The sequence below is a fragment of the Amycolatopsis sp. NPDC003865 genome (assembly GCF_053605345.1).
The window spans coordinates 165480-187882 of the sequence record NZ_JBSGJA010000014.1 but is presented as its reverse complement, the minus strand read 5'-3'; the positions used below and the strand labels follow the sequence as shown (position 1 = coordinate 187882).

20 protein-coding genes are annotated in these 22403 nt (G+C 70.7%); 16 read left to right on the top strand and 4 right to left on the bottom strand.

Translation table 11 applies throughout. From position 1 onward, the window contains the following. Window positions 1–243 precede the first annotated feature (243 nt). The 5 genes from ACWEVP_RS30635 to ACWEVP_RS30615 all read left to right on the top strand — a co-directional run bounded on the left by ACWEVP_RS30635 (window position 244) and on the right by ACWEVP_RS30615 (window position 7299). A complete protein-coding gene (locus tag ACWEVP_RS30635) occupies window positions 244–1980 on the top strand; it encodes an ABC transporter family substrate-binding protein (RefSeq protein ID WP_452066029.1) in 1737 nt (578 codons plus the stop codon). A gap of 285 nt (window positions 1981–2265) precedes the next feature. Beyond that, a complete protein-coding gene (locus tag ACWEVP_RS30630) occupies window positions 2266–4077 on the top strand; it encodes an ABC transporter family substrate-binding protein (RefSeq protein ID WP_452066028.1) in 1812 nt (603 codons plus the stop codon). Window positions 4078–4263: 186 nt separating this feature from the next. Continuing rightward, window positions 4264–5280: an ABC transporter permease gene (locus tag ACWEVP_RS30625; protein ID WP_331662135.1), complete on the top strand. Its 1017-nt coding sequence runs from the start codon at window positions 4264–4266 to the stop codon at window positions 5278–5280. After that, entirely contained in the window at window positions 5273–6202 is a 930-nt protein-coding gene (locus tag ACWEVP_RS30620; RefSeq protein WP_452066027.1) for an ABC transporter permease, read from the top strand. Before ACWEVP_RS30625 ends, ACWEVP_RS30620 begins: the two co-directional genes overlap by 8 nt. A gap of 80 nt (window positions 6203–6282) precedes the next feature. Continuing rightward, on the top strand, window positions 6283–7299 hold the full coding sequence (locus ACWEVP_RS30615) for an ABC transporter permease (protein WP_452066026.1): 1017 nt from the start codon (window positions 6283–6285) through the stop codon (window positions 7297–7299). Between the two features lie 28 nt (window positions 7300–7327). Here the strand turns inward: ACWEVP_RS30615 and ACWEVP_RS30610 are convergent, their stop codons facing one another. Then, window positions 7328–8041 carry a helix-turn-helix domain-containing protein gene (locus tag ACWEVP_RS30610; RefSeq protein ID WP_452066025.1) on the bottom strand — a complete coding sequence of 238 codons (714 nt, stop codon included), beginning with the start codon at window positions 8039–8041 and terminating at the stop codon, window positions 7328–7330. 134 nt (window positions 8042–8175) lie between these two features. Between ACWEVP_RS30610 and ACWEVP_RS30605 the strand changes: the two genes are divergently transcribed. Next, window positions 8176–8358, top strand: a complete 183-nt coding sequence (locus ACWEVP_RS30605) for a hypothetical protein (RefSeq protein ID WP_452066024.1) — start codon at window positions 8176–8178, stop codon at window positions 8356–8358. A gap of 66 nt (window positions 8359–8424) precedes the next feature. Here the strand turns inward: ACWEVP_RS30605 and ACWEVP_RS30600 are convergent, their stop codons facing one another. Then, window positions 8425–10206 carry an ABC transporter ATP-binding protein gene (locus ACWEVP_RS30600; RefSeq protein WP_452066023.1) on the bottom strand — a complete coding sequence of 594 codons (1782 nt, stop codon included), beginning with the start codon at window positions 10204–10206 and terminating at the stop codon, window positions 8425–8427. Between the two features lie 113 nt (window positions 10207–10319). Here ACWEVP_RS30600 and mshB point away from each other — a divergent pair, with 113 nt between their 5' ends. Genes mshB through ACWEVP_RS30585 form a run of 3 tightly spaced genes read left to right on the top strand, consistent with a single transcriptional unit; the run spans window position 10320 to window position 12326 of the window. After that, the gene (gene mshB, locus ACWEVP_RS30595) at window positions 10320–11165 is read left to right on the top strand and encodes an N-acetyl-1-D-myo-inositol-2-amino-2-deoxy-alpha-D-glucopyranoside deacetylase (protein WP_452066022.1); all 846 of its coding nucleotides are present in this window, start codon (window positions 10320–10322) and stop codon (window positions 11163–11165) included. Then, complete coding sequence (locus ACWEVP_RS30590) at window positions 11162–11554, top strand: hypothetical protein (protein ID WP_452066021.1); 393 nt, start codon at window positions 11162–11164, stop codon at window positions 11552–11554. Before mshB ends, ACWEVP_RS30590 begins: the two co-directional genes overlap by 4 nt. Then, entirely contained in the window at window positions 11547–12326 is a 780-nt protein-coding gene (locus ACWEVP_RS30585; RefSeq protein ID WP_452066020.1) for a hypothetical protein, read from the top strand. Before ACWEVP_RS30590 ends, ACWEVP_RS30585 begins: the two co-directional genes overlap by 8 nt. A 28-nt stretch (window positions 12327–12354) precedes the next feature. On the opposite strand, the gene ACWEVP_RS30580 is transcribed toward ACWEVP_RS30585, so the two are convergent. Next, window positions 12355–13116: a site-2 protease family protein gene (locus ACWEVP_RS30580; RefSeq protein WP_452066095.1), complete on the bottom strand. Its 762-nt coding sequence runs from the start codon at window positions 13114–13116 to the stop codon at window positions 12355–12357. 263 nt (window positions 13117–13379) lie between these two features. Here ACWEVP_RS30580 and ACWEVP_RS30575 point away from each other — a divergent pair, with 263 nt between their 5' ends. Both ACWEVP_RS30575 and ACWEVP_RS30570 read left to right on the top strand, forming a co-directional pair. After that, a complete protein-coding gene (locus tag ACWEVP_RS30575) occupies window positions 13380–13667 on the top strand; it encodes a WhiB family transcriptional regulator (protein ID WP_257918562.1) in 288 nt (95 codons plus the stop codon). Window positions 13668–13929: 262 nt separating this feature from the next. Beyond that, window positions 13930–17223: a glycosyltransferase gene (locus tag ACWEVP_RS30570; RefSeq protein WP_452066019.1), complete on the top strand. Its 3294-nt coding sequence runs from the start codon at window positions 13930–13932 to the stop codon at window positions 17221–17223. 120 nt (window positions 17224–17343) lie between these two features. On the opposite strand, the gene ACWEVP_RS30565 is transcribed toward ACWEVP_RS30570, so the two are convergent. Further along, window positions 17344–17808, bottom strand: a complete 465-nt coding sequence (locus ACWEVP_RS30565; RefSeq protein ID WP_167379605.1) for a metallopeptidase family protein — start codon at window positions 17806–17808, stop codon at window positions 17344–17346. 79 nt (window positions 17809–17887) lie between these two features. On the opposite strand from ACWEVP_RS30565, the gene ACWEVP_RS30560 reads away from it, so the two are divergent. The 5 genes from ACWEVP_RS30560 to manA all read left to right on the top strand — a co-directional run bounded on the left by ACWEVP_RS30560 (window position 17888) and on the right by manA (window position 22339). Further along, window positions 17888–18241, top strand: a complete 354-nt coding sequence (locus ACWEVP_RS30560; RefSeq protein WP_086677666.1) for a DUF3499 domain-containing protein — start codon at window positions 17888–17890, stop codon at window positions 18239–18241. Between the two features lie 80 nt (window positions 18242–18321). Then, the gene (locus ACWEVP_RS30555) at window positions 18322–19677 is read left to right on the top strand and encodes a phosphomannomutase/phosphoglucomutase (RefSeq protein ID WP_452066018.1); all 1356 of its coding nucleotides are present in this window, start codon (window positions 18322–18324) and stop codon (window positions 19675–19677) included. A 78-nt stretch (window positions 19678–19755) separates the two neighbouring features. Further along, the gene (locus ACWEVP_RS30550) at window positions 19756–19977 is read left to right on the top strand and encodes a Trm112 family protein (protein ID WP_452066017.1); all 222 of its coding nucleotides are present in this window, start codon (window positions 19756–19758) and stop codon (window positions 19975–19977) included. Next, window positions 19961–21055, top strand: a complete 1095-nt coding sequence (locus ACWEVP_RS30545) for a hypothetical protein (RefSeq protein WP_452066016.1) — start codon at window positions 19961–19963, stop codon at window positions 21053–21055. The genes ACWEVP_RS30550 and ACWEVP_RS30545 overlap by 17 nt, the downstream gene beginning before the upstream one ends. Window positions 21056–21109: 54 nt before the next feature. Next, window positions 21110–22339, top strand: coding sequence for a mannose-6-phosphate isomerase, class I (manA, locus tag ACWEVP_RS30540; RefSeq protein ID WP_452066094.1), 1230 nt, complete (start codon window positions 21110–21112; stop codon window positions 22337–22339). The last annotated feature ends 64 nt before the right edge of the window (window positions 22340–22403 follow it).

Sequence of the window (22403 nt, the reverse complement as noted above, 5' to 3'; positions counted from 1 at the left end):
TTTATAGGGGTCGATGGCTGGTGTTCACCACCGCGTGAATACCGCACCGTGTCCGGCGCGTGTTCGTTCCGCCGTTCCGGAACGGTCCGGGAACCCGGACGGCTCTCCGCGCGTCCTTTCCCATAGCGGCACCCAGGGGTGCCGGACCCGGCCGATCCGGGTGTGGGAATCTCGGTTCCGGCCGCGGACGCGGCCGTGGGAGCATGGCTGACCCGATCGGCGGAATCTGGGGAGGAACGGGGCGTGCGGGTGAATCGCAAGGCGGTGCCGGTACTGGCGCTCGCGACCGTGCTGGTCACCGCCTGCTCGAACACCCCGCCGCCACCGGTGGTGTCGTCGTCGGTGCCGCCCGCCTCGACCACCGGGAAGACGCCGTCGCAGATCGTCGTCGGCGTCGACGACGTGCTCGGCGGGTACAACCCGCACAACCTCGCCGACTCCTCGCAGGTCACCTCGGCGCTGTCGCAGCTGCTGCTGCCCTCGGTGTTCCGCCAGAAGGACGACGGCAGCGTCCAGCTCGACAAGAACCTGATGAAGTCCGCCGAGGTCGTCTCGCAGCAGCCGTTCGTGGTCGCCTACGAGATCCGGCCGGACGCGTCCTGGTCCGACGGCGCGCCCATCGCCGCCGAGGACTTCGACTACCTGCGCACCCAGCTGCGCGACCAGCCCGGCGTGATCGAGCCCGCCGGCTACCGGCAGATCACCGACCTGCAGTCCCGCGAAGGCGGCAAGCGCGTCGAGGTCACCTTCGCCAAGCCCTACCCCGGCTGGCAGACGCTCTTCTCCGACCTGCTGCCCGCCCACCTGCTCAAGGACGCGCCCGACGGCTGGCGCGGGGCGCTGGCCTCGAACTTCCCGGCCATCGCCGGCCCGTTCTCGATCAAGAGCCTCGACACCGCCCGCGGCGAGGTCATCCTCGAGCGCAACGAGCGCTACTGGGAGAAGCCCGCCGCGATCGACCGGATCGTGCTGCGCCGGTCGGACCCGCAGACCCTGCTGGCCGCGCTGCAGAGCGGCAACGACCAGTTCGCGCTGGCCAGGACCACCGGCGACCAGCTCAAGCGGCTCGGCGACCTCGGCCCGGCCGTCAAGCTGCACACCGTGGCCCGGCCGCTGGTGGCCGACGTGCTCCTGCGCCCGGTCAGCGCCACCCTGCAGGACACCCAGGTGCGGGCCGGGATCGCCGCGCTGATCGACCGGGCCAAGCTGATCACCGAAGGCGTCAACGGCGGCCCGTCGTCGCAGCTGCACGCCGACGCGCAGGTGACGGCGCCGTCGGTGAAGGGCTACGCCGCGACCATCCCGCCCGGCCCGCCCACCGCGCCCGACGTGGCGAAGGCCGAGGAGTCGCTGAAGGCGGCCGGCTACACCAAGACCGCGGGCACCTGGCGCAAGAACGGCAAGGCGCTCTCGCTGGTCATCGCCTCGCCGGGCACCCAGGAGCCGTACGCGACGATCGCCAAGGAGCTCACCGGCCAGCTGGCCGCGCAGGGCATCGAGGTCAACGCGATCACGCCGCAGCCGCGCGACCTGTTCGCCGGCCTGCTCGCGATGCCGGTCGTCTCCGGGGTCCAGCAGCCGACCGGCGACTCGGCGGGCAACGTGGGTGTCGACATCGCGGTCGTGCCGCAGGCGGTCGGCGGCGACACGGCGTCGGTCCTCGCCTCGACCTTCGGCTGCCGCCCCGAGCAGACGGCCACCGGTGCCGACCGGACGAAACCCGTCGTTCCGGGCAATTCGGCGGGCTTCTGCGATCCGGCGCTGCAGCCGTCGATCGACGCGGCGCTGTCCGGATCGACGCCGATCACCGAAGCGCTGACCACCCTTGAGCCTGAACTTTGGCGGCAGAACGTGGTGATTCCGCTGTTCCAATCGGCTGACACCCTGGCGATCGGTTCGGGCATCTCCGGCGTAACGCCGGGTCCTCCGATGGTGGGCCCGTTCGGGTCCGCCGTGAACTGGACTCGCGGCCCGAAGTAATCGCTCGGCTACGCATTCAGTACTACCGGGTGATCTTGACGCACGCCTTCGAGTGGGACTCCGTGAATCCGTGAGGTAACCGTCGTATTTCTGGATGTCGGCTGGAAGTCACCCTTTGGTCACGATCGACCCTGAACTGGTGACTGTCGGTGCTTTTCCTTTCTAGCGTGCTCCCGCAGTGCGCCAGTTGAGTGTCGCTTGGCGTGTCGTAGGCTCCGGCACCAAACCGGAGCGGTGTGGGTCCTTGTCACAATTCAAGGGCTCAGTGCTAGGAGGGCACACTTCATGAGGAGAACCAAAGCAGTCTCCGCCTTGTCGCTCGTCGCAGGCGCCTCGCTGCTGCTGAGCGCCTGCAGCGGTGGCGACTCGGGCTCGGGCAGCACCGACCAGAACGGGTCGTCGACCGACGTCAAGGCGATGGCGGTCGGCAAGGCCGAGCAGGGTGACACGTTCAAGCTCGCGGACGTCAAGGGCTGGGACGGCACGGTCACGGTCGGGATCGACGACGGGTACTCCGGGTACAACAACAACACCCCGGACACCAACAGCTCGTACAACACCTACATCTTGACCGCCGTCCTCGAAGACTCCTTCGTCCTCGACGGCAACAACAAGATCCTGCTCAACAAGGACATGTTCGACTCGGTCGACGTGACCTCCAAGGACCCGCAGGTCGTCACCTACAAGATCCGGCCGAACCTCAAGTGGTCGGACAACGAGGCCTTCGACTGCAAGGACCTGTACCTGAACTGGCTGTCGCAGAGCGGCCAGGCGAAGGGCACGGACGGCAAGAACCCGTTCAACGCCGCTTCGACCACGGGCTACGACAAGATCAAGACCGCCACCTGCAAGGACAACCTGACCTTCGAGACGGACTACAGCGAGCCGTACCTCGACTACAAGGGCCTGTTCTCCGGCGTCTCGATCCTCCCGGCGCACATCCTCGAGAAGCAGACCGGCATCCCGGACATCACCAAGCTGGCGCCGACCGGCGACCCGGCTCTGCTGTCCAAGGCCGGTGACTTCTGGACGAACAAGTGGAAGGGCTTCGACAAGGCCCTCATGCCGGCTTCCGGGCCGTACATGATCGACGCGTTCGACGCGAACCAGAAGTCCGTCACGCTGGTGAAGAACCCGAACTGGGCGGGCGGCAAGGGCGGCCCGGCCAAGATCGTGGTCCGCGCCATGGAAGACACCAAGGCCATGGCGACCGCGCTGCAGAACGGTGAGATCGACGTCGCGGCGTCGACCCAGCCGGACGCCACCGCGGCCAACACGATGAAGGGCCTCGCGGCGCAGGGCGTGACCTACGGTTCGGCCCCGCAGCTGACCTACGAGCACCTTGACCTGCAGTTCAACCGCATGTTCAAGGACGACGCGCTCCGCAAGGCGTTCTTCGAGGTCGTCGACCGCAAGGCGATCACCGACAAGCTGCTCAAGGAAGTCCAGGCCGACGCGGCCCCGCTGAACTCGATCGTGTTCTTCCAGGGTGAAGAGGGCTACACCGACCTGTACGGCAGCAAGGCCGGCCTGGGCGCCGAGGCGGCGGCGAAGACGCTGACCGACGCGGGCTGGGCGAAGGGTGCCGACGGCATCTTCGCCAAGGGCGGCCAGCGGGCTTCGTTCAAGATCACGCACAACCAGAACGCCCGCCGCAGCCAGACCGTCGAGATCATCATCTCGCAGGCCAAGGCGGCCGGTATCGAGGTCAAGGACGAGACCGACGCCAACTTCCTCAAGGGTGGCCGCGTTTCGACCGGTGACTACGACATCGCGCTGTTCGGCTGGTCGTCGGCTCCGTTCAAGTCGCAGTCGCGTTCCATCTACGTCTGCAAGGACAACGGCGGCGACCAGAACTACCAGAACCTGTGCGACCCGAAGATCGACGCGGCCTTCACCGAGGCCGTGAAGGCGACGGACGAGCAGGTCAAGCTCCAGAGCTACCAGGCCGCCGACAAGGCCATCGCGGACAAGTACGCGACGCTCCCGCTGTTCCAGACGCCGAGCATGTGGGCGTTCAAGGGCATCGACCGCGTGTACATGCAGTCCTACAACGGTGTCCTGTGGAACGCCGGCGAGTGGGAGCAGAAGAAGTAGGGCTCGTCCCGCCTCTTCTTTCCCCTCGTTCCAGATGACCTGGGAGGTACCGGGGTCCGGCCACGAGCCGGGCCCCGGTACCCACCGGAAGTAGCTGTTGACCGTAGGGTTACCCCCACTACGGTAGACAACCGGGTAGCGGTCCAGCGCACTTCTGACGACCAGGCCCGGATGAGGAGCAGTTCGTTGAACCTGGTGATCTACATCCTTCGCCGTCTGGCGATATCGATTCCCGTCCTGCTGGTCGGGACCTTTTTGTCGTTCGTGATGGTCGCCGCCACCGGTGACCCGCTCGGCGAGCTCCGCAACAACCCGCAGCTGAGCAAGGACGCGATCGACGCGCTCTCCCACAAGCTGGGCCTGGACCAGGGCGTCGTCCCGCGGTACTTCAACTGGCTCGGCGACTTCCTGTCGGGTGACTGGGGCACGTCCATCGCGCAGGGCAACGCGCTGCAGCCGGTCGCGCCGAAGGTGATGGCCGCGTTCGGTGTCACGTTCAAGCTGGTCGTCGGAGCCGAGATCCTCGCGCTGGTCATCGGCATCATCGTCGGCGTGCTCGCCGCGGTGAAGCAGTACTCGATCATCGACTACCTGGCCACCACGCTGGCCTTCCTGCTGTTCTCCATGCCGATCTTCTGCGTCGCGATCGTGCTGAAGAACTACGCCATCGAGATCAACGGCTGGGTCCGCGACCTCGGCCTGCAAGACGTCCTCGGCAACCCGTGGCTACGCACGACCAGCCCGGAACAGCTGAAAACGGACGGCGTCGGCGACTTCATAACCAGCACCATCGGCGCCTACCTGCTCCCGACGCTGTCGATCATGGCGATCAGCTTCGCCGCGTACAGCCGGTTCCAACGGGCGTCGATGCTCGAGGTGATGGGCTCGGACTACGTCCGCACCGCGCGCGCCAAGGGCCTCGGCAACGGCCGGGTCATCTTCCGGCACGCGTTCCGCAACGCCCTGATCCCGGTGACGACGCTGTTCTCGGTGAACTTCGGCTCGGTCCTCGCCGGCGCCATCATCACCGAAACGGTGTTCAACTGGCACGGTATGGGCACATTGCTGGTGGAAGCCGTCTCGAAGAACGACACTCAGGTGATGATGGGCTGGCTCGTGGTCATCGCCACCAGCGTGATCGTCGCCAACCTGATCGCCGACCTGGTGTACGGCATCCTGGACCCGAGGATTCGCGTTGGCTGACTTGAACTCCCTCCTGGCGAGCGAAACCGCGACCAAGGACGGCACGCTCCCGCCGGAAGCGCTGCCCGAACCCCGGAGCCAGGGCAAGCTGGTGCTCCGGAAGTTCCTGCACCACAAGCTGGCCATGGCGTCGACCGCGGTGCTGGTGCTGATCGTGCTGCTCAGCATCATCCTGCCGCTCTTCTGGAAGCACAGCTACGAGGACAGCTCCTTCCCGTCCTTCGCGAAGCCGAGCGCCGACTTCCCGCTGGGCACCACGCAGGTCGGCAAGGACATGGTGTCGCAGATCCTGCGCGGCACCCAGTTCTCGCTGCTCATCGCGCTCACGGTGTCGATCCTGTCGACCGTGGTCGGTGTCGTGCTCGGCGCGCTCGCGGGCTACCTGCGCCGGTTCACCGACTCCGCGGTCTCGCGGGTGACGGACCTGTTCCTGATCATCCCGCAGATCGCCGCGGCGGCCATCCTGGCGAAGGTGTTCGGGAGCGGCTCCTGGTACATCGTCGCGCTGGTGCTGGCGGCGTTCGGCTGGATGCAGATCGCCCGGATCACCCGCGCCGAAGCGATGTCGCTGTCCCAGCGCGAGTTCGTCGACGCGGCTCGCGCTTCGGGTGCCGGCACGTTCCGGATCATCTTCAAGCACCTGGTGCCGAACATGGTCGGCAGCATCACGGTCAACGCGACCCTCGCGGTCGCGCAGGCCGTGCTGGCGGAAGCCGCGCTGTCGTTCATCGGCCTCGGTGTGCAGCTGCCGGACACCTCGCTCGGCCGCGTCATCCTGGAGAACTACGCCCAGCTGCAGACGCGGCCGGCGCTGTTCTTCGGGCCGTTCATCGTGCTCGTGCTGATTTCACTGACGATCAACTTCATCGGTGACGGTCTTCGCGACGCCTTCGACCCGCGGCAGCGGAGAATGAAGGCCTGAACGCCGACGCGGGGGTGACCGGGTTCCGGTCGCCCCCGCGTCCGTTTTCGCGCGACGATCGCCGGAACTGGGGGTTTCGGATGAATCTCGTGCTCTACGTGCTCCGCAGGCTGGCGATCTCCGTTCCGGTCCTGCTGGTCGGCACGTTCCTCTGCTTCGTCATGGTGGCCAACACCGGCGACCCGCTCGGCGAGCTGCGCAGCAAGCCGGGGATCAACCTCCAGGCGATCGCCGACACCGAGCACAAGCTCGGCCTGGACCAGGGCGTGGTCGCGCGGTACTTCACCTGGCTCGGCCACTTCCTCACCGGCGACTGGGGCATCTCCATCGCGCAGGGCAACGCGTTCCAGCCGGTGGCGCCCAAGGTGATGGCGGCATTCCGCGTGACGCTCGAGCTGGTGCTGGCCGCGTCGATCCTGGCGTTGGTCTTCGGCGTGCTGGTCGGGGTGCTCGCGGCGGTCAAGCAGTACTCGATCTGGGACTACCTGGCGACGACGCTGGCGTTCCTGATGTTCTCGATGCCGATCTTCTGCATCGCGATCGTCCTGAAGGGCTACGCGATCCGCCTGAACGGCTGGGTGCGGGACCTGGGCCTGTCCGACGTCCTCGGCGACCCGTGGCTGCGCACGACGAGCCCGGAGAGCCTCTCGGCGACCGGAGTGGGTGACGCGCTCGCGAAGTACGTCGGCGCGTTCCTGCTGCCGACGCTGTCGATCATGGCCATCACGTTCGCCGCGTACAGCCGCTTCCAGCGGGCGTCGATGCTGGAGGTCCTGGGCGCCGACTACGTCCGCACAGCGCGGGCGAAGGGCGTCTCGAACAGCCGCGTGATCTGGCGGCACGCGTTCCGCAACGCGCTGATCCCGGTGATGACGCTGTTCTCGGTCAACTTCGGCGCCACGGTGACGGGCGCGATCATCACCGAGACGGTGTTCAACTGGCACGGCATGGGCACGCTGCTGGTGGAGGCGGTCAACAAGAACGACCCGCAGGTGCTGATGGGCTGGCTGGTGGTGATCGCGGCGAGCGTGGTGATCGCGAACCTGGTGGCCGACCTGATGTACGGCATCCTGGACCCCCGCATCCGCGTGGGCTGAGGTCGCCGAGGTCCTCGTCCGGTTTCGGTCAGAACGAGTCGCGCAGCTCGCGTAGCCGGCGCGCGGGATCGCTGTAGCCCCGAAGATCGACCCACCGCCTCTGCCATTCGGCCAACTCGTCTTCGGCTCCCAGGGCCTTGAGCACTTGGGCGACGGTTTCCCAGCGTGGAACACCGTTGCCGCTCAGCAGGTGCGCAATGGTGCTTTTCGGTACCGGGTGGTGATTCTGCGCGGTCACACGCTCGATCTCACGGATCGTCATGCCAGAGGCATATCGTAGTTTCCTCAGGGCGTCCTGGAAGTCTCTGAGCAGAGCCGAGGTGTCTTCGGTCGAGCGCGTGGGGCGCCCGCTCGACAGTTCACCCCAGGTGACTCCGGTTCGCTCGAGGTCGCCCCAGGTGACCGGGGTGCCGGAGGGACGTGGCGTTCCGGTCGAACGGTCGCCTCGGTCCTGGAGTTGGCGTGCCGTGCTGAGCGCGTTTTCGAGCGCGGTGCGCTTGGCGGCCCATTCGGGTTGGTCACCCCGCCAGTGCTTGACGATCGCGGCGAGCACGTCGCGACTCGGGACGCGTTTGCCGGACAAGGCGGCATAGACCGTCGTGCGGTGGATGTTCTCCTTGCCGGCGATATCGTCCGGGGTGGGCGCCGTCGGTCCGCAGCTGTCTCGCAGGGCCCTGAGTTCGATGGCGAAGACGGCCAGCGGGCCGTCATCGGGACTGAGCGGGCGAGGCCTGCGAGGCATCCCGTCCTCCTTTGTAGCGCGCAATGTGAACATAGTAGCGCTTTGTAGCGTGCCGATTGAACGCGGCTCCGGCTCCTGCTTCTGTGGGGTCAAGGCCGCCCGGAGCGGCATCACTTCCGAAGGAGAGCGGTCACGTGGCAACCAAGAACGGCACCGGCGGATCGGACGGAGATGAACGCCTTCCGCTGCGCTGGGGCGTGATCCTCGCGATCGCGGTCGGGGTCGGCGTTCTCGCTGGGTCGCTTGGCGGCCCCCTCGCCGGCCTCGGCACCGGGCTCGCGGTTTGTGGCCTCCTGTACCAGGTCCTGGGGCACTGACGCCCGGGTCCGGGAACGGCGAAGGGCCCACACCCGAGCGGGTGCGGGCCCTTCGGCGCGTCTGGGTCAGTCGGCGACCGGGGCCAGCTTGCCGGCCTCCCAGGCCGCGCGGCGCTCGGCTTGCAGCACCGGGTCGGCCACCGGGGCCGCCGACAGGAGCCGGCGCGTGTAGTCCTGCTGCGGCGAGTGCAGCACCTGGTCACGCGTGCCGACCTCGACGAGCTTGCCGTGCTGCATCACCGCGACGCGGTCGGCCAGCAGGTCGACCACCGCGAGGTCGTGGCTGATGAACAGGCACGCGAACTGCAGCGACTGCTGCAGGTCCAGGAACAGGTCCAGCACGCGGGCCTGCACCGACACGTCCAGCGCCGACGTCGGCTCGTCCGCGATCAGCAGCGCCGGGTCGAGCGACAGGGCGCGGGCGATCGCCACGCGCTGGCGCTGGCCGCCGGACAGCTCGTGCGGGTAGCGGTTCATGTAGTGCCCGCCCAGCTCGACCTTGTCGAGCAGCGAGCGCACGCGCGCCGACAGCTCCTTGCCGGACAGCACCTTGTGCAGCACCATCGGCTCGGCGATCGACTCGCCGATCGTCATCTTCGGGTCCAGCGTCGACGCCGGGTCCTGGAACACGATCGAGAAGTACCGGCGAAGCGGGCGAAGCTCCTTCGCCGACATCTTCGTGATGTCCTTGCCCGCGATCGACACCGTGCCCGACGTCGGGTCGAGCAGGCGGATGGCGCAGCGGCCGACCGTCGTCTTGCCCGAGCCGGATTCGCCGACCAGGCCGACGATCTCGCCCTTGGCGATGGTCAGGGAGACGTCGTCGACCGCGCGGTTCTTGCCCTGGCCGCGGCGGCCCGGGTACTCGAGCACCAGGTTCTTGATCTCGAGGGCGGGCGCGGTCTCCTCGATCACCGCCTCGAGCTCCTCGTCGGCCAGCCGGATCTCCTCGGCGATCTTGGCCGCCTCGGTGCTGTCGGTGGCGATCCCGGCGTCGTCGAGCAGGCGACGGCCCTCGGGGCGCTGGCCGAGCACCGGCACCGCGGCGAGCAGCCGCCGGGTGTAGTCCTCCTTGGGCGAGGCGAACAGCTCGCGCACCGGCGCCTCTTCGACGATCTCGCCCTGGTACATCACGATTACGCGGTCGGCCATGTCGGCGACGACGCCCATGTCGTGGGTGATCAGCACGATCGCGGTGTCGAGGGTGTCGCGCAGCTTGCGCAGCAGGCCCAGGATCTCGGCCTGCACGGTGACGTCGAGCGCGGTGGTCGGCTCGTCGGCGATGATGACCTTCGGGTCGCAGGCGATCGCCATCGCGATGACGACGCGCTGGCGCAGCCCGCCGGAGAGCTGGTGCGGGTACTGCTTGAACCGCAGCGGCGGGTTCGGGATGCCGACCATGTCCAGCAGCTCGACCGCGCGCTTGTCCGCGGCGGCCTTGGAGATGTCGAGGTGCGAGCGCAGGGCCTCGCGCAGCTGCCAGCCCACCGTGTAGACCGGGTTCAGGGCCGTCATCGGCTCCTGGAAGATCATCGCGACCTGGTTGCCGCGGATCTTCTGCATGTCCTTCTCTTTGAGATCCGCCAGGTTGCGCTCGCCGAGGCGCAGCTCGCCGGCGATCTTGCTGGTCTTGGGCAGCAGGCCCAGCACCGACATCGACGTGACGGACTTGCCGGATCCCGACTCCCCGACCACGGCGACGATCTCGCCGGGCTTGACGTCGAAGCCGATGCCCTTGACGGCGTTGACGATGCCGTCTTCGGTCCGGAACGACACGTTGAGGTCGGAGATCGACAGAACGGATCCGGACACGCCGGCGACGTCCGCCGAAGTTGCTTCAGTGCTCACCAAGATGCCCTTCGTGGGGGTACAGACGATCGCGACGCGGCGGTCGCGACTCGCGCGAGGATAACCGAGGGTGTCCCCGACTAAGGTCGGAGCACGGGAATTACGCTCAACCCGTGATCTCCCCGGTACCGCGCAGGCTGCTGCTCGTCCACGCCCATCCCGACGACGAGAGCATCACCACCGGCGCCACGATCGCACGATACGCCGCCGAAGGCGCCGAGGTGACCGTGGTGACCTGCACACTCGGTGAGGAAGGCGAGGTCATGGCAGGCCTGCCCGAGCTGGCCGGGCTGGGCGCGTGGGCCGCCGACCAGCTGGGCGGCTACCGCGTCGCGGAGCTGCAGCGCGCGTGCGCCGCGCTCGGGGTGTCACGACATCGTTATCTGGGCGGCATCGGCCGGTGGCGCGATTCGGGCATGGCGGGCACGCCGTCGGCGTCGCACCCGCGGGCCTTCACCGGCGGCAGCGCCGAAGAGCAGGCCGCGCAGCTGGCGGAGGTCCTCGACGAGGTCCGGCCGCAGGTCGTCGTCACCTACGACGCCTTCGGCGGCTACGGCCACCCCGACCACATCCGCGCCCACGAGATCACGATGGCCGCGGCGCCGCGCGCGGAGTCGGTGGCGCGGGTGTTCCACACCGTTACTTCGCGTGACGCCGTCCGCACCGGTCTGGCCGAGCTGCGTTCCCTCGGCGACACGGCGTTCACGGTGCCGCCGGACGACGAGCTGCCCGCGACACCGGACGAGGAGATCACGACGACGCTCGACGTCGCCGCGTACGTCCCCGCGAAGCTGGCGGCACTGCGCGCGCACGCGACGCAGCTGGCGGTGGTCGAAGGCGCCGTCCCGTACTTCGCGCTGACGAACGAAGTCGCCCAGCCGATCCCGGCGCGCGACTCGTTCGTGCTGGCGCACGGGCCGGCCGAGGGTGCGGCGGACGACCTGTTCGGCGGGCTGTGACCGTGCCGGAGCCCCTCACCCTGGACCAGCGGCTGCTCCTGGTGCTGCTCGTCTTCGACACGGTGCTGCTGGCCGTGCTGGAGCTGTTCTTCCTGCCGCTGCGGATCGGTGTCGTGCCGCTGCCGGTGACGGTCGTCGTCGGCGCCGTCACCACGCCGTGGCTGGTGTCGACGACGGCGAAGCTGGTGCGGCCCGGGCTTTCGTGGGTACCCCTGGCGGTGTGGGTGGTCGTCGTGTTCGGGCTCGGCCTGCTGGGCCCGGGCGGCGATCTGGTGCTGATCCAGGACTGGCGAGCGCTGGTGCTGCTCGGCGCGAGCGCGCTGCCGGGCGCGTTGGTGCTGGGCGGCGGGCTGGGCCAGGTGGCGGGAAGGAAACCGGGACGTGGCTGAGGCGATCTCCGACAAGCAGGTCGTGGCCGTGCTGCGGCCGTTCGTGCGGGCGTGCGGGCCGATGCTCGACGCCCTGCGCGAGTCCGACCCGTTCGGCCTGCAGGCCCGGGCGAAGGAAGACCTCGCCGAGGTCGAGTCCGGTCTCAAGGCGAAGCTGATCCACGGCGTGACGTCGGTGAAGGTGCCGGGCACGGCGGCGTGGGCCCGGATGACGGGCTACGACCGGTCGAGCTGGTGGATGAACCGCGTCGGCCGCTTCACGGCGTTGCTGACGTCGATCCCGGGCCTGGGCGGCGCACTGGCCGACCGGCTCCCGGTGCAGGACACGCTGGGAGCGGCGTCGCAGGGGCTGCTGCTGTGCGCGATCGCGGGCGAGTACGGCGTGACGGACGTCGGTACGAGGGTCCGGCTGATCGCGTGGGTGCTGTTCGAGCGCGCCATCGACGCGGACCTGGCGGCGGGCAAGCACCCGGAGCACGACGAAGCGGCGGAGGCCGACGAAGCGGCTCGCCTGACCGAGGACCTGACGGCGTCGGAGAAGAAGCACGGCAAGGCGACGATCAAGGCGGCCGGCCGGACGCTGTGGCGGCTGGGGCGCGGACTGCTCGGGATCACCGAGGAGCTGGAGAAGCGCCCGCGGGGAAACTTCTTCCACCGAGCGCTGGGCATGCTGCCGGTCGTGGGCGCGGCGGGGGACTACCTCGGGGAGCGGTCGGGGTTGCGTGAGGTCTGGAAACGAGCGCACGTCTGGCTGACCGAGCACCGCACGTGATCTTCCCGCGCGGCGCCCGGTCCAAACCTCAGTCCCAGAACCGGAACAGGCTCGCTCCGGCGCTGGCGCCGAACCTGTTGCCGCCGAGAGCGTCGAAGATCGAGTAGGCGCCGTCCCACAGCGCGGCGTTGGCCGGCTTGAAGAACCACAAGATCGCGAACAGGATGATCGGGGCCCAGGGGCGGATCTGCGCGCCGAAGGCACGCGCCTGGGGCGGCAGGTACGGCTCGATCGCGCCCCAGCCGTCGAGGCCGGGGATCGGCAGGATGTTGAGGATGAACGTCACCACCTGCAGCAGCGCGAGGTAGGACATCGCGGCGACCAGGCCACCTGACATCGGGACCAGCGCGACGACCAACGCCAGCGCCGCCCCGACCGCGAGGTTGCTCAGCGGCCCGGCCAGCGACACCCACGTCGACGTCCCGCGCGAACGCAGGGCACCGCGGTTGATCCACACCGCGCCGCCCGGCAGCGGGATGCCGCCGATGATGAGGAAGACGAGCGGGAGCACGATCGACAGCACCGGGTCGGTGTACTTCCGCACGTCGAGCGTGAGGTAACCCTTGTGGGCGACGCTGTAGTCACCGCCGCGGTAAGCGACCATCGCGTGGCCGAACTCGTGCAGCGACAACGACGCCACCCAGCCGGCGGCGACGAAGATCACCACGCCGGCGATCAAGAGCGGGTCGCGATCGCGGAGCAGGATGCTGCTCACGTCGCCGAACGCGGCCATCGCGCCGCCGGCGACGGTGAGCGCGAGGATGCCGAGGAAGACCGGGCTGGGGCGCACTGCTGACTTCTGCACGCTTCCAGTCTTCCGTATGCCCGGTGTGAAGTTACCGGCGTGTCCCCTTGCGCGATCGGGCCCGAACGTCCCCCGAACTCGCTACTCCGCTTGACCTGACCGCACTACACGGGTGTAATCACAGTGATGTCATTCGCCGCCTAGAGGGGACGGCGGGTGTCGTTTCACCACCGCCAGCCTGGGGAGTGCTAGGGAGCGAGGAGGCGGACGTGCGGTTGGAAGCCGATGGGAAGGAATGGGGGCACGTCATGGGTTGGGGCGAGATCCCGGAGCAAGCTCTGGGAGATCTCACCGAGCTCATCGATGCCACCGAAGAAGAGCAGGATTGGCAGGAACGCGCCCTGTGCGCGCAGACGGACCCGGAGGCGTTCTTCCCCGAGAAGGGCGGCTCCACCCGCGAAGCCAAGCGGATCTGCCTGGGCTGCGAGGTCAAGGACGAGTGCCTTGAGTACGCGCTGGCCCACGACGAGCGCTTCGGCATCTGGGGTGGTCTGTCCGAGCGGGAGCGCCGGAAGCTGAAGAAACGAGCGATTTAGGGAGGGGTGTGTTCGCGGAACGCGCGAACCACGATCGCTCGTTTCAGTGTCTTCTGGGGGTGCAACCCCCAGACCCCGCCCGGGGGCAAGCCCCCGGACCCCCGCCGTGCTCGCGTTGAGCGTGCGGCTTCGACCGGCAGTTGTCTTGATCGTGCGCCCACGCAGTACCACTGCGTGGGCGCACGGCGTGGGTTCACCACCGGGTGACGGACCGGGGCCGTAGGGTGGCCGCACCGATCCGCCGCCTGAACCGGAGTGTTCGTTGCCCCGAACCGCCGCGCCGCCCGTCCTGCGCACCGCGCCCGTTCTGGCCATTGTGGTCTGTCACAACGGCGAAAACTGGCTACCGCTGGCGCTTTCCTCGTTGCGCCGCAGCACCGTCCGGCCCCGGCACGTGCTCGCCGTCGACACCGGATCGACCGACGCCACCCCGCGCTTGCTCGCCGAAGCGGCCGCCGATCCCGGCCCGGATTCTTCGCCCGTGCTCTCCGGGGTCATCACACTTTCGAGCGATACCGGCTTCGCCGCCGCGGTCGCCGAAGCCGTCGCGCACGCCACCGAACGCTGGGGCGACCCCGGTTCGTGGCTGTGGCTGCTCCACGACGACTGCGCCCCCGAGCCCGACTGCCTCGACGAACTCCTGCGCGTCGCCACCAAAACCCCGTCGGCGACCGTGCTCGGCGCGCTGGGCCTCGACTGGACCGACCCGCGGCTGATCGTCGAAGCGGGCCTGTCCACCGACGCCTCCGGCCACCGCCAGCAGATCGCCGCGCTCGGCGAGGAACCCGCCGAGGTGCTCGCCGTGCCCAGCGCCGGCTCGCTCGTGCGCCGCGACGCCTGGGACGACCTCGGCGGCTTCGACCCCGATTTCCCGTTGCTGCGCGAGGATCTCGACTTCGGCTGGCGCGCCAACGCCGCCGGCGGGCTCGTCCTCTCGGTGCCGACCGCGCGGGTGCGGCACGCGCGCGCCGTCACCACCGGGCAGCGCGCGGCCGACGCCGTCGCCACCCCGCTCGCGACCGCGAACCGCGCCCACGGGCTGCGCGTGTTCCTGGTGAACTGCTCGCCGTTTTCCTTCTGGCTGGGCATGATCCGGCTCCCGCTGCTCTCCCTGCTGCGCGCGCTCGCCTTCGTCCTGCTGCGCCGCACCGGCGAAGCCCGCGCGGAATTCGCGGCGGCGACGTACCTCCTCAGTGGACGCGGCGGATTGCGCGCCGCCCGGGCGCGCCGACGGCGGAATCCGCGGCCGGGCACGGTTCGCGGGCTCTTCACCGGCCGCGGGACGCGGCTGCGCAACGCCGTGCGCGCCGGGGTCGTCGGGCTGGTCCGCCGCGGCGTCGAGGAAGACGTCGCGCTCGGCCGCGTGCCCGAGACCGTCGAAACCGAGTCCGCGTGGGTGACGCCGGAGGCGCTCGACGCGCGTGAGACCCGTCCGGTCGGGCCGGACGCGCTGCCGGCGGGCGCGTTGCGCGGGCTCAGCTCGCGGGGCAACGGGCTGCGCAAGCCGGGCACGCTCGTCGCCGTCACGCTGCCGGAAACCCCGGCGCCCGAAGCGGTCGCCGAGACCGAAGAACCCGCCGAAGAACCCGAGCCCGAGATCGTCTTCGTCGAGGTGAACCGGCGGCGCGTGCTCGCGGCGACGGTCTTCGCGCCGCCGGTCGTGCTGCTCGTCGTGATGACCGCGCTGGGCCTGGTCGTCAACCGCGCCCGGCTCGGGCTCGACCTCTTCGGCGGCAAGCTGCTCCCGGTCGGCGGCCTGGGCGAGCTCTGGTCGTCGTACCTGACGCCGTGGCACGCGATCGCGGGCGGCACCGGCGCGCCCGCGTCGGCGACGCTCCCGGTGCTCGGCGCGCTCGGCGCGGTGTTCGCCCCGATCGGCGGTCCGGCCGCGTTCGTGGCGATCCTGCTCCTCGGCGACATCCCCTTGTCGGCGATGGCGGCGTATGTCGCGACTCGGCGGCTGCGTGTGCGCCGCTGGGTCCGCGCGGTCGTCGCCGCGACGTACGCGCTGCTGCCCGCCGCGACCGCCGGCGTCGCGCAGGGCCGGCTCGACGTCGTCGTGGTGCACCTCGCGCTGCCGCTGGTGGCCGCGGGCATCGCCGGGCTGCTGGTCCGCGCGGACACGCGCTGGCTGCACGTCTCCGCGCTGTCGGCGATCGGGGTGGCGGTACTCGGCGCGTTCTCCCCGCTCGCGCACGGGCTCGCGCTCGCCGGGCTGCTGATCGGCTTCGTCGTGCTGCCGGCGCCGACCGGGCTCGCGCGGCGCATCGCGTCGGTCGGCATCGTCGTACTGCTGCCGCTGGCGCTGCTGCTGCCGTGGCCGACGGTGCTGCTGCGGCACCCGGAGCTGCTGGTGCAGGGCCTCGGCGGCGCGGCGGCGACGGTGTCCGGCACCGACCTGGCCGGCCTCGACCCCGGCGGCCCCGGCGCGTGGCCGATCGGCGTCGCGGTGATCGCGGCGGCCCTGATCGCGATCGTCGTCCGCCCGACGAAGCTCGCCGCGGGCGGGCTCGCGCTGGCCGCGCTGGGCGCGGGCGGGCTGGTCCTGGTGCGGCTGGTGGCGGCGACGCCGATGCAGGGTGGCTCACCCGCGCACGGCTACGCCGGCGTGCCGCTGCTGATCGTCGGCGCCGGGCTGCTGTGGGTGGTGCTCGGTTCGTGGCAGCGCGGCGGCTCGGCCGGGGTGCCGTCGCCGTGGCTGCCGAAGGTGTTCGCGGTCGCCGGGGTCGTGGTGTTCCTCGCGCTCGCGGCGGGCGCGGTCGTCGTCGGCGGCCAGGGTCCGCTCCGGGCGGGCGAACGGCCCGCGCTCGCGCCGGAGGTGTCCGCCGAGCTCGCGGTGTCCGGCCGGTCGGTGCTGGACCTGGCGGCCGACGCGACCCGCCAGATCGGCGGCCGCCTGCCCCACTACGGCGACGACGACCTCGCGCCGACACCCGGCACGCCGACGCGGCTGGCGACCTGGCGCCGAGACCTCGGCCAGGGCGACGCGGCGGCGGTCCAGCGGACATTCGCCGCCGCGGCGGCCGCGGGAGTGCAGTTCGTGGTCCTCCCGGCGGGCGTCGACCCGCAGGCGTACCCGCCGCTGGCGAAGGACCTGGTCTCGGTGACCGCGCCGACGTCCGACGGCCGCGGCGTGCTGCGCCTGCTCCCACCGGCCGGTCAGGTGATCCTGATCTCCCCGGAACAGGCCAAGGCGGCGGTGACGGGCGGCGGGGCGCCGGGGAACGCACCGGGCGTGGCACCGGTCCAGGCGGGGCTGCCGGACGTGCGGGTCCGGGTGTCCGACGGCCCGACCGGGCGGCTGCTGGTCCTGGCGGCGGAGCAGGAGGCGGGCTGGAAGGCCTCGGTGGGCGGCAAGAGCGTGCCGATCGTGCCGGCGTGGGGGCACCAGGTGGCGGTGTCGGTACCACCGGCGTCGTCGGAGGTGACGGTGGAGTTCCCGGGCACGGAACGGAACCTGCTGCTGCTGGCCCAGCTGGCGGCGGTGCTGTTCACGCTGTTGACGGCGGTCCCAGGCCGGCGGCGCTTGCCCCAGCGGCCCACCTCGACAACGTGACGAGACTCGGAAGCCCGGGTCATCCCAGAGCCTGCCCGTCCGGCGAGGACAGTCTTTGCCTTCTGCCGCGGCAGAGCTTGCGTTGCCGGCCGGCGGTGCGCAGCGAGCCTCAGCCCGCCGCTACTCGCCTTCGATGACGTCCGGCTCCACGCCGAGATACCCCGCCACCTGCTCCACCAGCACGTCGTGCACCAGGTCCGCCAGTTCCGACGGGTCCTTCGCCCGCGCCTCCAGCGGCCGCCGGTACAACACGATCCGGGCCCGCGTCGGCATGCCCGTCCGGTCCACCCCCGCCGGGACCAGGCGCGACAGCGGCACCGCGCCGTCGTGCAGCACGCCGTCCGATGGCGCCCGGCCGTTCTCGCGGACCTCGGGCACGTCGTCGACCGCCACGTCCAGCTTCGTCAGCTCGTGGCGCCAGCGGGCTTCGATCGGCTCGAGCGCGTCGAGCACCAGCGCGTCGAACCGTTCCGCGCGGCTCGCGGCGGCGGGCAGGGTCGCCGGGTACAGCGTCCCGCGCAGGCCCCGGCCGTGCCGGTCCCGTCGCGAACGCCGCCGCTGTCGGTAGTCACGAGCCGTCGCCACCCCGGAAGTCTATGCGGTCGGCGCGTCCCAGCGCGTGTCGCTCCTCCTACCTTGCGGCGACGCGCTATCGTTTCCGATCGTGCGGAACGTACGGAAGTGTTCGCGTACCGGCTGCCTCGAGCCGGCTGTGGCCACGCTGACGTATGCCTACAGCGACTCCACCGCCGTCGTCGGTCCTCTGGCCACCGCTTCCGAGCCGCACTCCTACGACCTCTGCGAAGCCCACGCGCTGCGGCTGACCGTCCCCAAGGGCTGGGAAGTTGTCCGGCACGAAGGCGCCTTCGCCGCGCCGGACCCGTCGGCCGACGAGCTGACGGCGCTGGCCGAAGCCGTGCGCGAGGCCGGCCGCCCCGGCAAACCGGCCCCCGCTCCCGAGCCGGAGGGCCCGTCCGGGCGCCGCGGCCACCTGCGGGTCCTCCCCGGTCGCGCCTGAACGCGTAACCCACCCACCCCGCCGGTAGGCTTTCCGCGCGGCGCAGCGGGCGCCGGGACGACTATTCGCGGGGAGACGGCGTGCCAGACCTTTCGGGCATCGTGAAGGCCTACGACATTCGCGGCGTGGTCGGCGAGCAGCTCGACGCGGACCTCGTCCGCGACTTCGGCGCCGCGTTCGCCCTGCTCATCAAGCCGGAAGCGCCGGCCGTGGTGATCGGGCACGACATGCGGGACTCGTCGCCGGGGCTGTCGGCGGCCTTCGCCGAGGGCGTCACCTCGCAGGGCCTCGACGTCGTGAGCATCGGGCTGGCCAGCACCGACCAGCTGTACTTCGCCTCGGGTTCGCTGAACCTGCCGGGCGCGATGTTCACCGCGAGCCACAACCCGGCCAAGTACAACGGCATCAAGATGTGCCGCGCGGGCGCGTCGCCGGTCGGCCAGGACACCGGCCTCGCCGAGATCCGCGACACCGTCGAGCAGGGCGTGCCCGAGTTCGAGGGCCAGCGCGGCACCGTCAGCGAGCGGGACGTCCTCGCCGACTACGCCGCTTACCTGCGCAACCTCGTCGACCTGTCGGGCAGCCGGCCGCTGAAGATCGTGGTCGACGCCGGCAACGGCATGGGCGGGCACACCGTCCCCACCGTCTTCGACGGTCTGCCGATCGAGGTCGTGCCGATGTACTTCGAGCTCGACGGCAGCTTCCCCAACCACGAGGCCAACCCGCTGGACCCGGCGAACATCGTCGACCTGCAGGCCAAGGTGCGCGAGGTCGGCGCGGACGCCGGCGTCGCGTTCGACGGCGACGCCGACCGCTGCTTCATCGTCGACGAGCGCGGCGAGCCGGTTTCGCCGAGCGCGATCACCGCGCTGGTCGCCGTGCGCGAGCTGGCGAAGGACCCGGGCGGCACGATCATCCACAACCTGATCACGTCCAAGGGCGTGCCGGAGATCGTCGCCGAGCACGGCGGCAAGCCGGTCCGCACCCGCGTCGGCCACTCGTTCATCAAGGCCGAGATGGCCCGCACCGGCGCCATCTTCGGCGGCGAGCACTCCGCGCACTACTACTTCCGCGACTTCTGGCGCGCCGACACCGGCATGCTGGCCGCGCTGCACGTCCTCGCCGCGCTCGGCGAGCAGACCGGTCCGCTGTCCGAGCTGACCAGCGCGTACTCGCGCTACGCGGCTTCGGGGGAGATCAACTCCACGGTCGACGACCAGGTCGCCAAGATGATGGCCGTCAAGGACACCTTCGGCACCCGCTCCGGCGTCGAGGTCGACGAGCTGGACGGCCTCACCGTGCAGCTGCCGGGCGGCGCCTGGTTCAACCTGCGCCCGTCGAACACCGAACCGCTGCTCCGGCTGAACGTCGAAGCCGCGAACGCCGAGGCCGTGCAAGGGCTGGTGGACGAGGTACTCGCGATCATCCGCAACTGACCGTCCCCGGTGGAGGGCGCCGCAACCGTGTCCGGAAGGTGCCCTTCACCACACCCCTCTGCGTGGTATGGAGGAACCATGGCCATCACGCTCGACGCCCAGCTCCTCGAGATCCTGGCGTGCCCGTCGCCCGATCACGCCCCGCTGCGTCCCGGCGCGCCGGGCGACCCCGAGGCCGACGCGCTGACGTGCACGGAGTGCGGCCGGGTGTACCCGGTCCGTGACGGCATCCCGGTGCTGCTCCTGGACGAGGCGACCCTGCCCGGGGACAACGGGAAGTCCGATGCCGACAGTGCTTGACGACACCCTGCTGGACGACCCCGCGCGGCTGGCCGAGGCCGACAGCGCGGGGCTGCTCCGAGCCGCGGCGATGGCGGGCGCCCAGGTGCGCGCGACCGCCGAGCTGGCCGCCGAGCTGGAGCTGTCCGAGCGGCTCGACATGGGCCGCCCGCGCGCCCTCGTGCTGATCGACCGGCCGGGCGTGAGCCGCACGCTCACGCGGCTGCTGGCGGCCCTGCTGACGCCGTCGTGCCCGGTGCCGGTCGTCGTCGCCGAGGTGGTGCCGAGCTGGATCGGCGCGCTCGACGTCGTCTTCGCGCACACCGACGACCCCGGCGACCGCGAGCTCGCCGCGTCGCTCGAGCGCGCCGCGCGCTACGGCGCCTCCGTCGTGCTCTCGGCGCCGGCGGAAGGCCCGGTGGCGGCCGCCGTCGCCGGCAAGGGCGTGCTGCTGGCGCCGCGGATCCCGGTGCCGCCGGAACTGGCGTTCCCGCGCGGCCTGGCCGCCGGGCTGCTCACCGCGAACGCGCTGGGCCTGCTGATCTCCGACGTCCAGGTGCTGGCCGACCAGCTCGACCTGGAAGCCGAGAAGGACTACCTGGCCCGGGAGTCGTTCGCGAACCCGGCCAAGGCGCTCGCGCTGCGGGTCGCCGACCGCGTGCCGCTGCTGTGGGGGCTGGACCCGGTCGCGGTCGCCGTCGGTGAACACGCTGCGCACGCGTTCGCCGCCCATGCGGCTACGGTGTGCGACGTCGAGGACTATCGTCAGGCTCTTGCGCGTCCCGCACTGCGGCGGGCCGCGCAATCGAGTGGCGCGGAGCGTGACATCTTCGCCGATCCGGACGATCCATCAGGTGACATCCCGACCCGGGTGCTGCTCCTCTCGGTGCGGACCGGTCCGGCCACGGACGCGGCGCGCTACCAAGCCGAGGATCTGCTGCCCGGTGCGGACGTCATCGCACCCGCCGAGGAGATCGAGGCGGACGAAATCGTGCGAGCCGCGGTGCTGGCGCTGCGGTTCGAACTGGCGGCGGTCTATCTCGGGCTGGCGGCGGGGAGCATCGGCGGCGCGGGCCGCTTCGCGCCCGCGACGGCGTGAGACCCGCCGAGCACCGGCCCCGGCCGGCGCCGAAGGAGTGGAGTTGAGGTGACAGTGGAGCTGCTGCGCAACGCGGTGCGGCCCTACGCCTGGGGATCGCGGACGGCGATCCCCGAGCTGCTGGGCCGTCCGGTACCCGCGCCGCACCCCGAGGCCGAGCTGTGGATGGGCGCCCACCCGGGTGATCCGTCGCACGTCATCGGCCCCGACGGGACCGAGCGGAGCCTGCTCGAGCTGGTGGACGCCGACCCGGTGACGCAGCTCGGCGAGCGGTGCGCGAAGCGGTGGGGCGGGCGGCTGCCGTTCCTGCTGAAGATCCTCGCGGCCGAGGAGCCGCTGTCGATGCAGGCGCACCCGTCGGCGGCGCAGGCCGCGGAGGGGCACGCCCGCGAGGAGAAGCTGGGCATCCCGCGCGACGCGGCCAACCGCAACTACCCGGACCCGACGGCGAAGCCGGAGCTGGTCTGCGCGCTCACGGAGTTCCACGCGCTGGCCGGGTTCCGCGCGCCGGACCGCACGGTGAAGCTGCTGAAGGCGATCGAGACGCCCGGGCTGGCGAAGTACACGGGCCTGCTGGAGGCCCAGCCGGACCCGTCGGGGCTGCGGGCGCTGTTCACGACGTGGATCACGCTGCCGCAGTCCGCGCTGGACTCGCTGCTGCCGGAGGTGCTCGACGCGTGCGTGAAGCACGTCCAGGAGCACGGCGAGTTCGCGGTCGAGTGCCGGACGATCCTGGAGCTCGGCGAGGCGCACCCGCGCGACGCCGGCGTACTGGCGGCGTTGCTGCTGAACCGGCTGACCCTGCGCGCGGGCGAGGCGATCTACCTGCCGGCCGGCAACCTGCACCTGTACCTGCACGGCACGGCCGTGGAGATCCTGGCGAACTCGGACAACATCCTGCGGTGCGGGCTGACGCCGAAGCACGTGGACGTGCCGGAGCTGCTGCGCGTGGTCGACTTCGCGTGCGGCGAGATGCCGGTCCAGTGCGGCGACGCCGGCGGCCGGATGGCGGTCTACCACACGGACGCGCCGGAGTTCGAGCTGTCGCGCGTCGAGTGGGCCGCGGGCCAGGACGACGAGATCTCGGTCGACAGCGTGGGCCCGCAGATCCTGCTGTGCACGGCGGGCGACCTGCTGGTGACGGCCGACGACGGCGAGAAGGTCGAGCTGCGGCGGGGTCAGTCGGTGTGGCTGCCGGCGGCGGACCCGCCGGTGCACGTCCGCCCGCTGGGCGGCGAACGGGCGCAGCTGTTCCGGGCGACCGCGGGAACCTGCGAGGACTGACTTCCGCGCGGTTCTGTGTGCGTTCCGTGTGGTGCTCTTCTCCACTATCGCTCGTGGGGGTGGT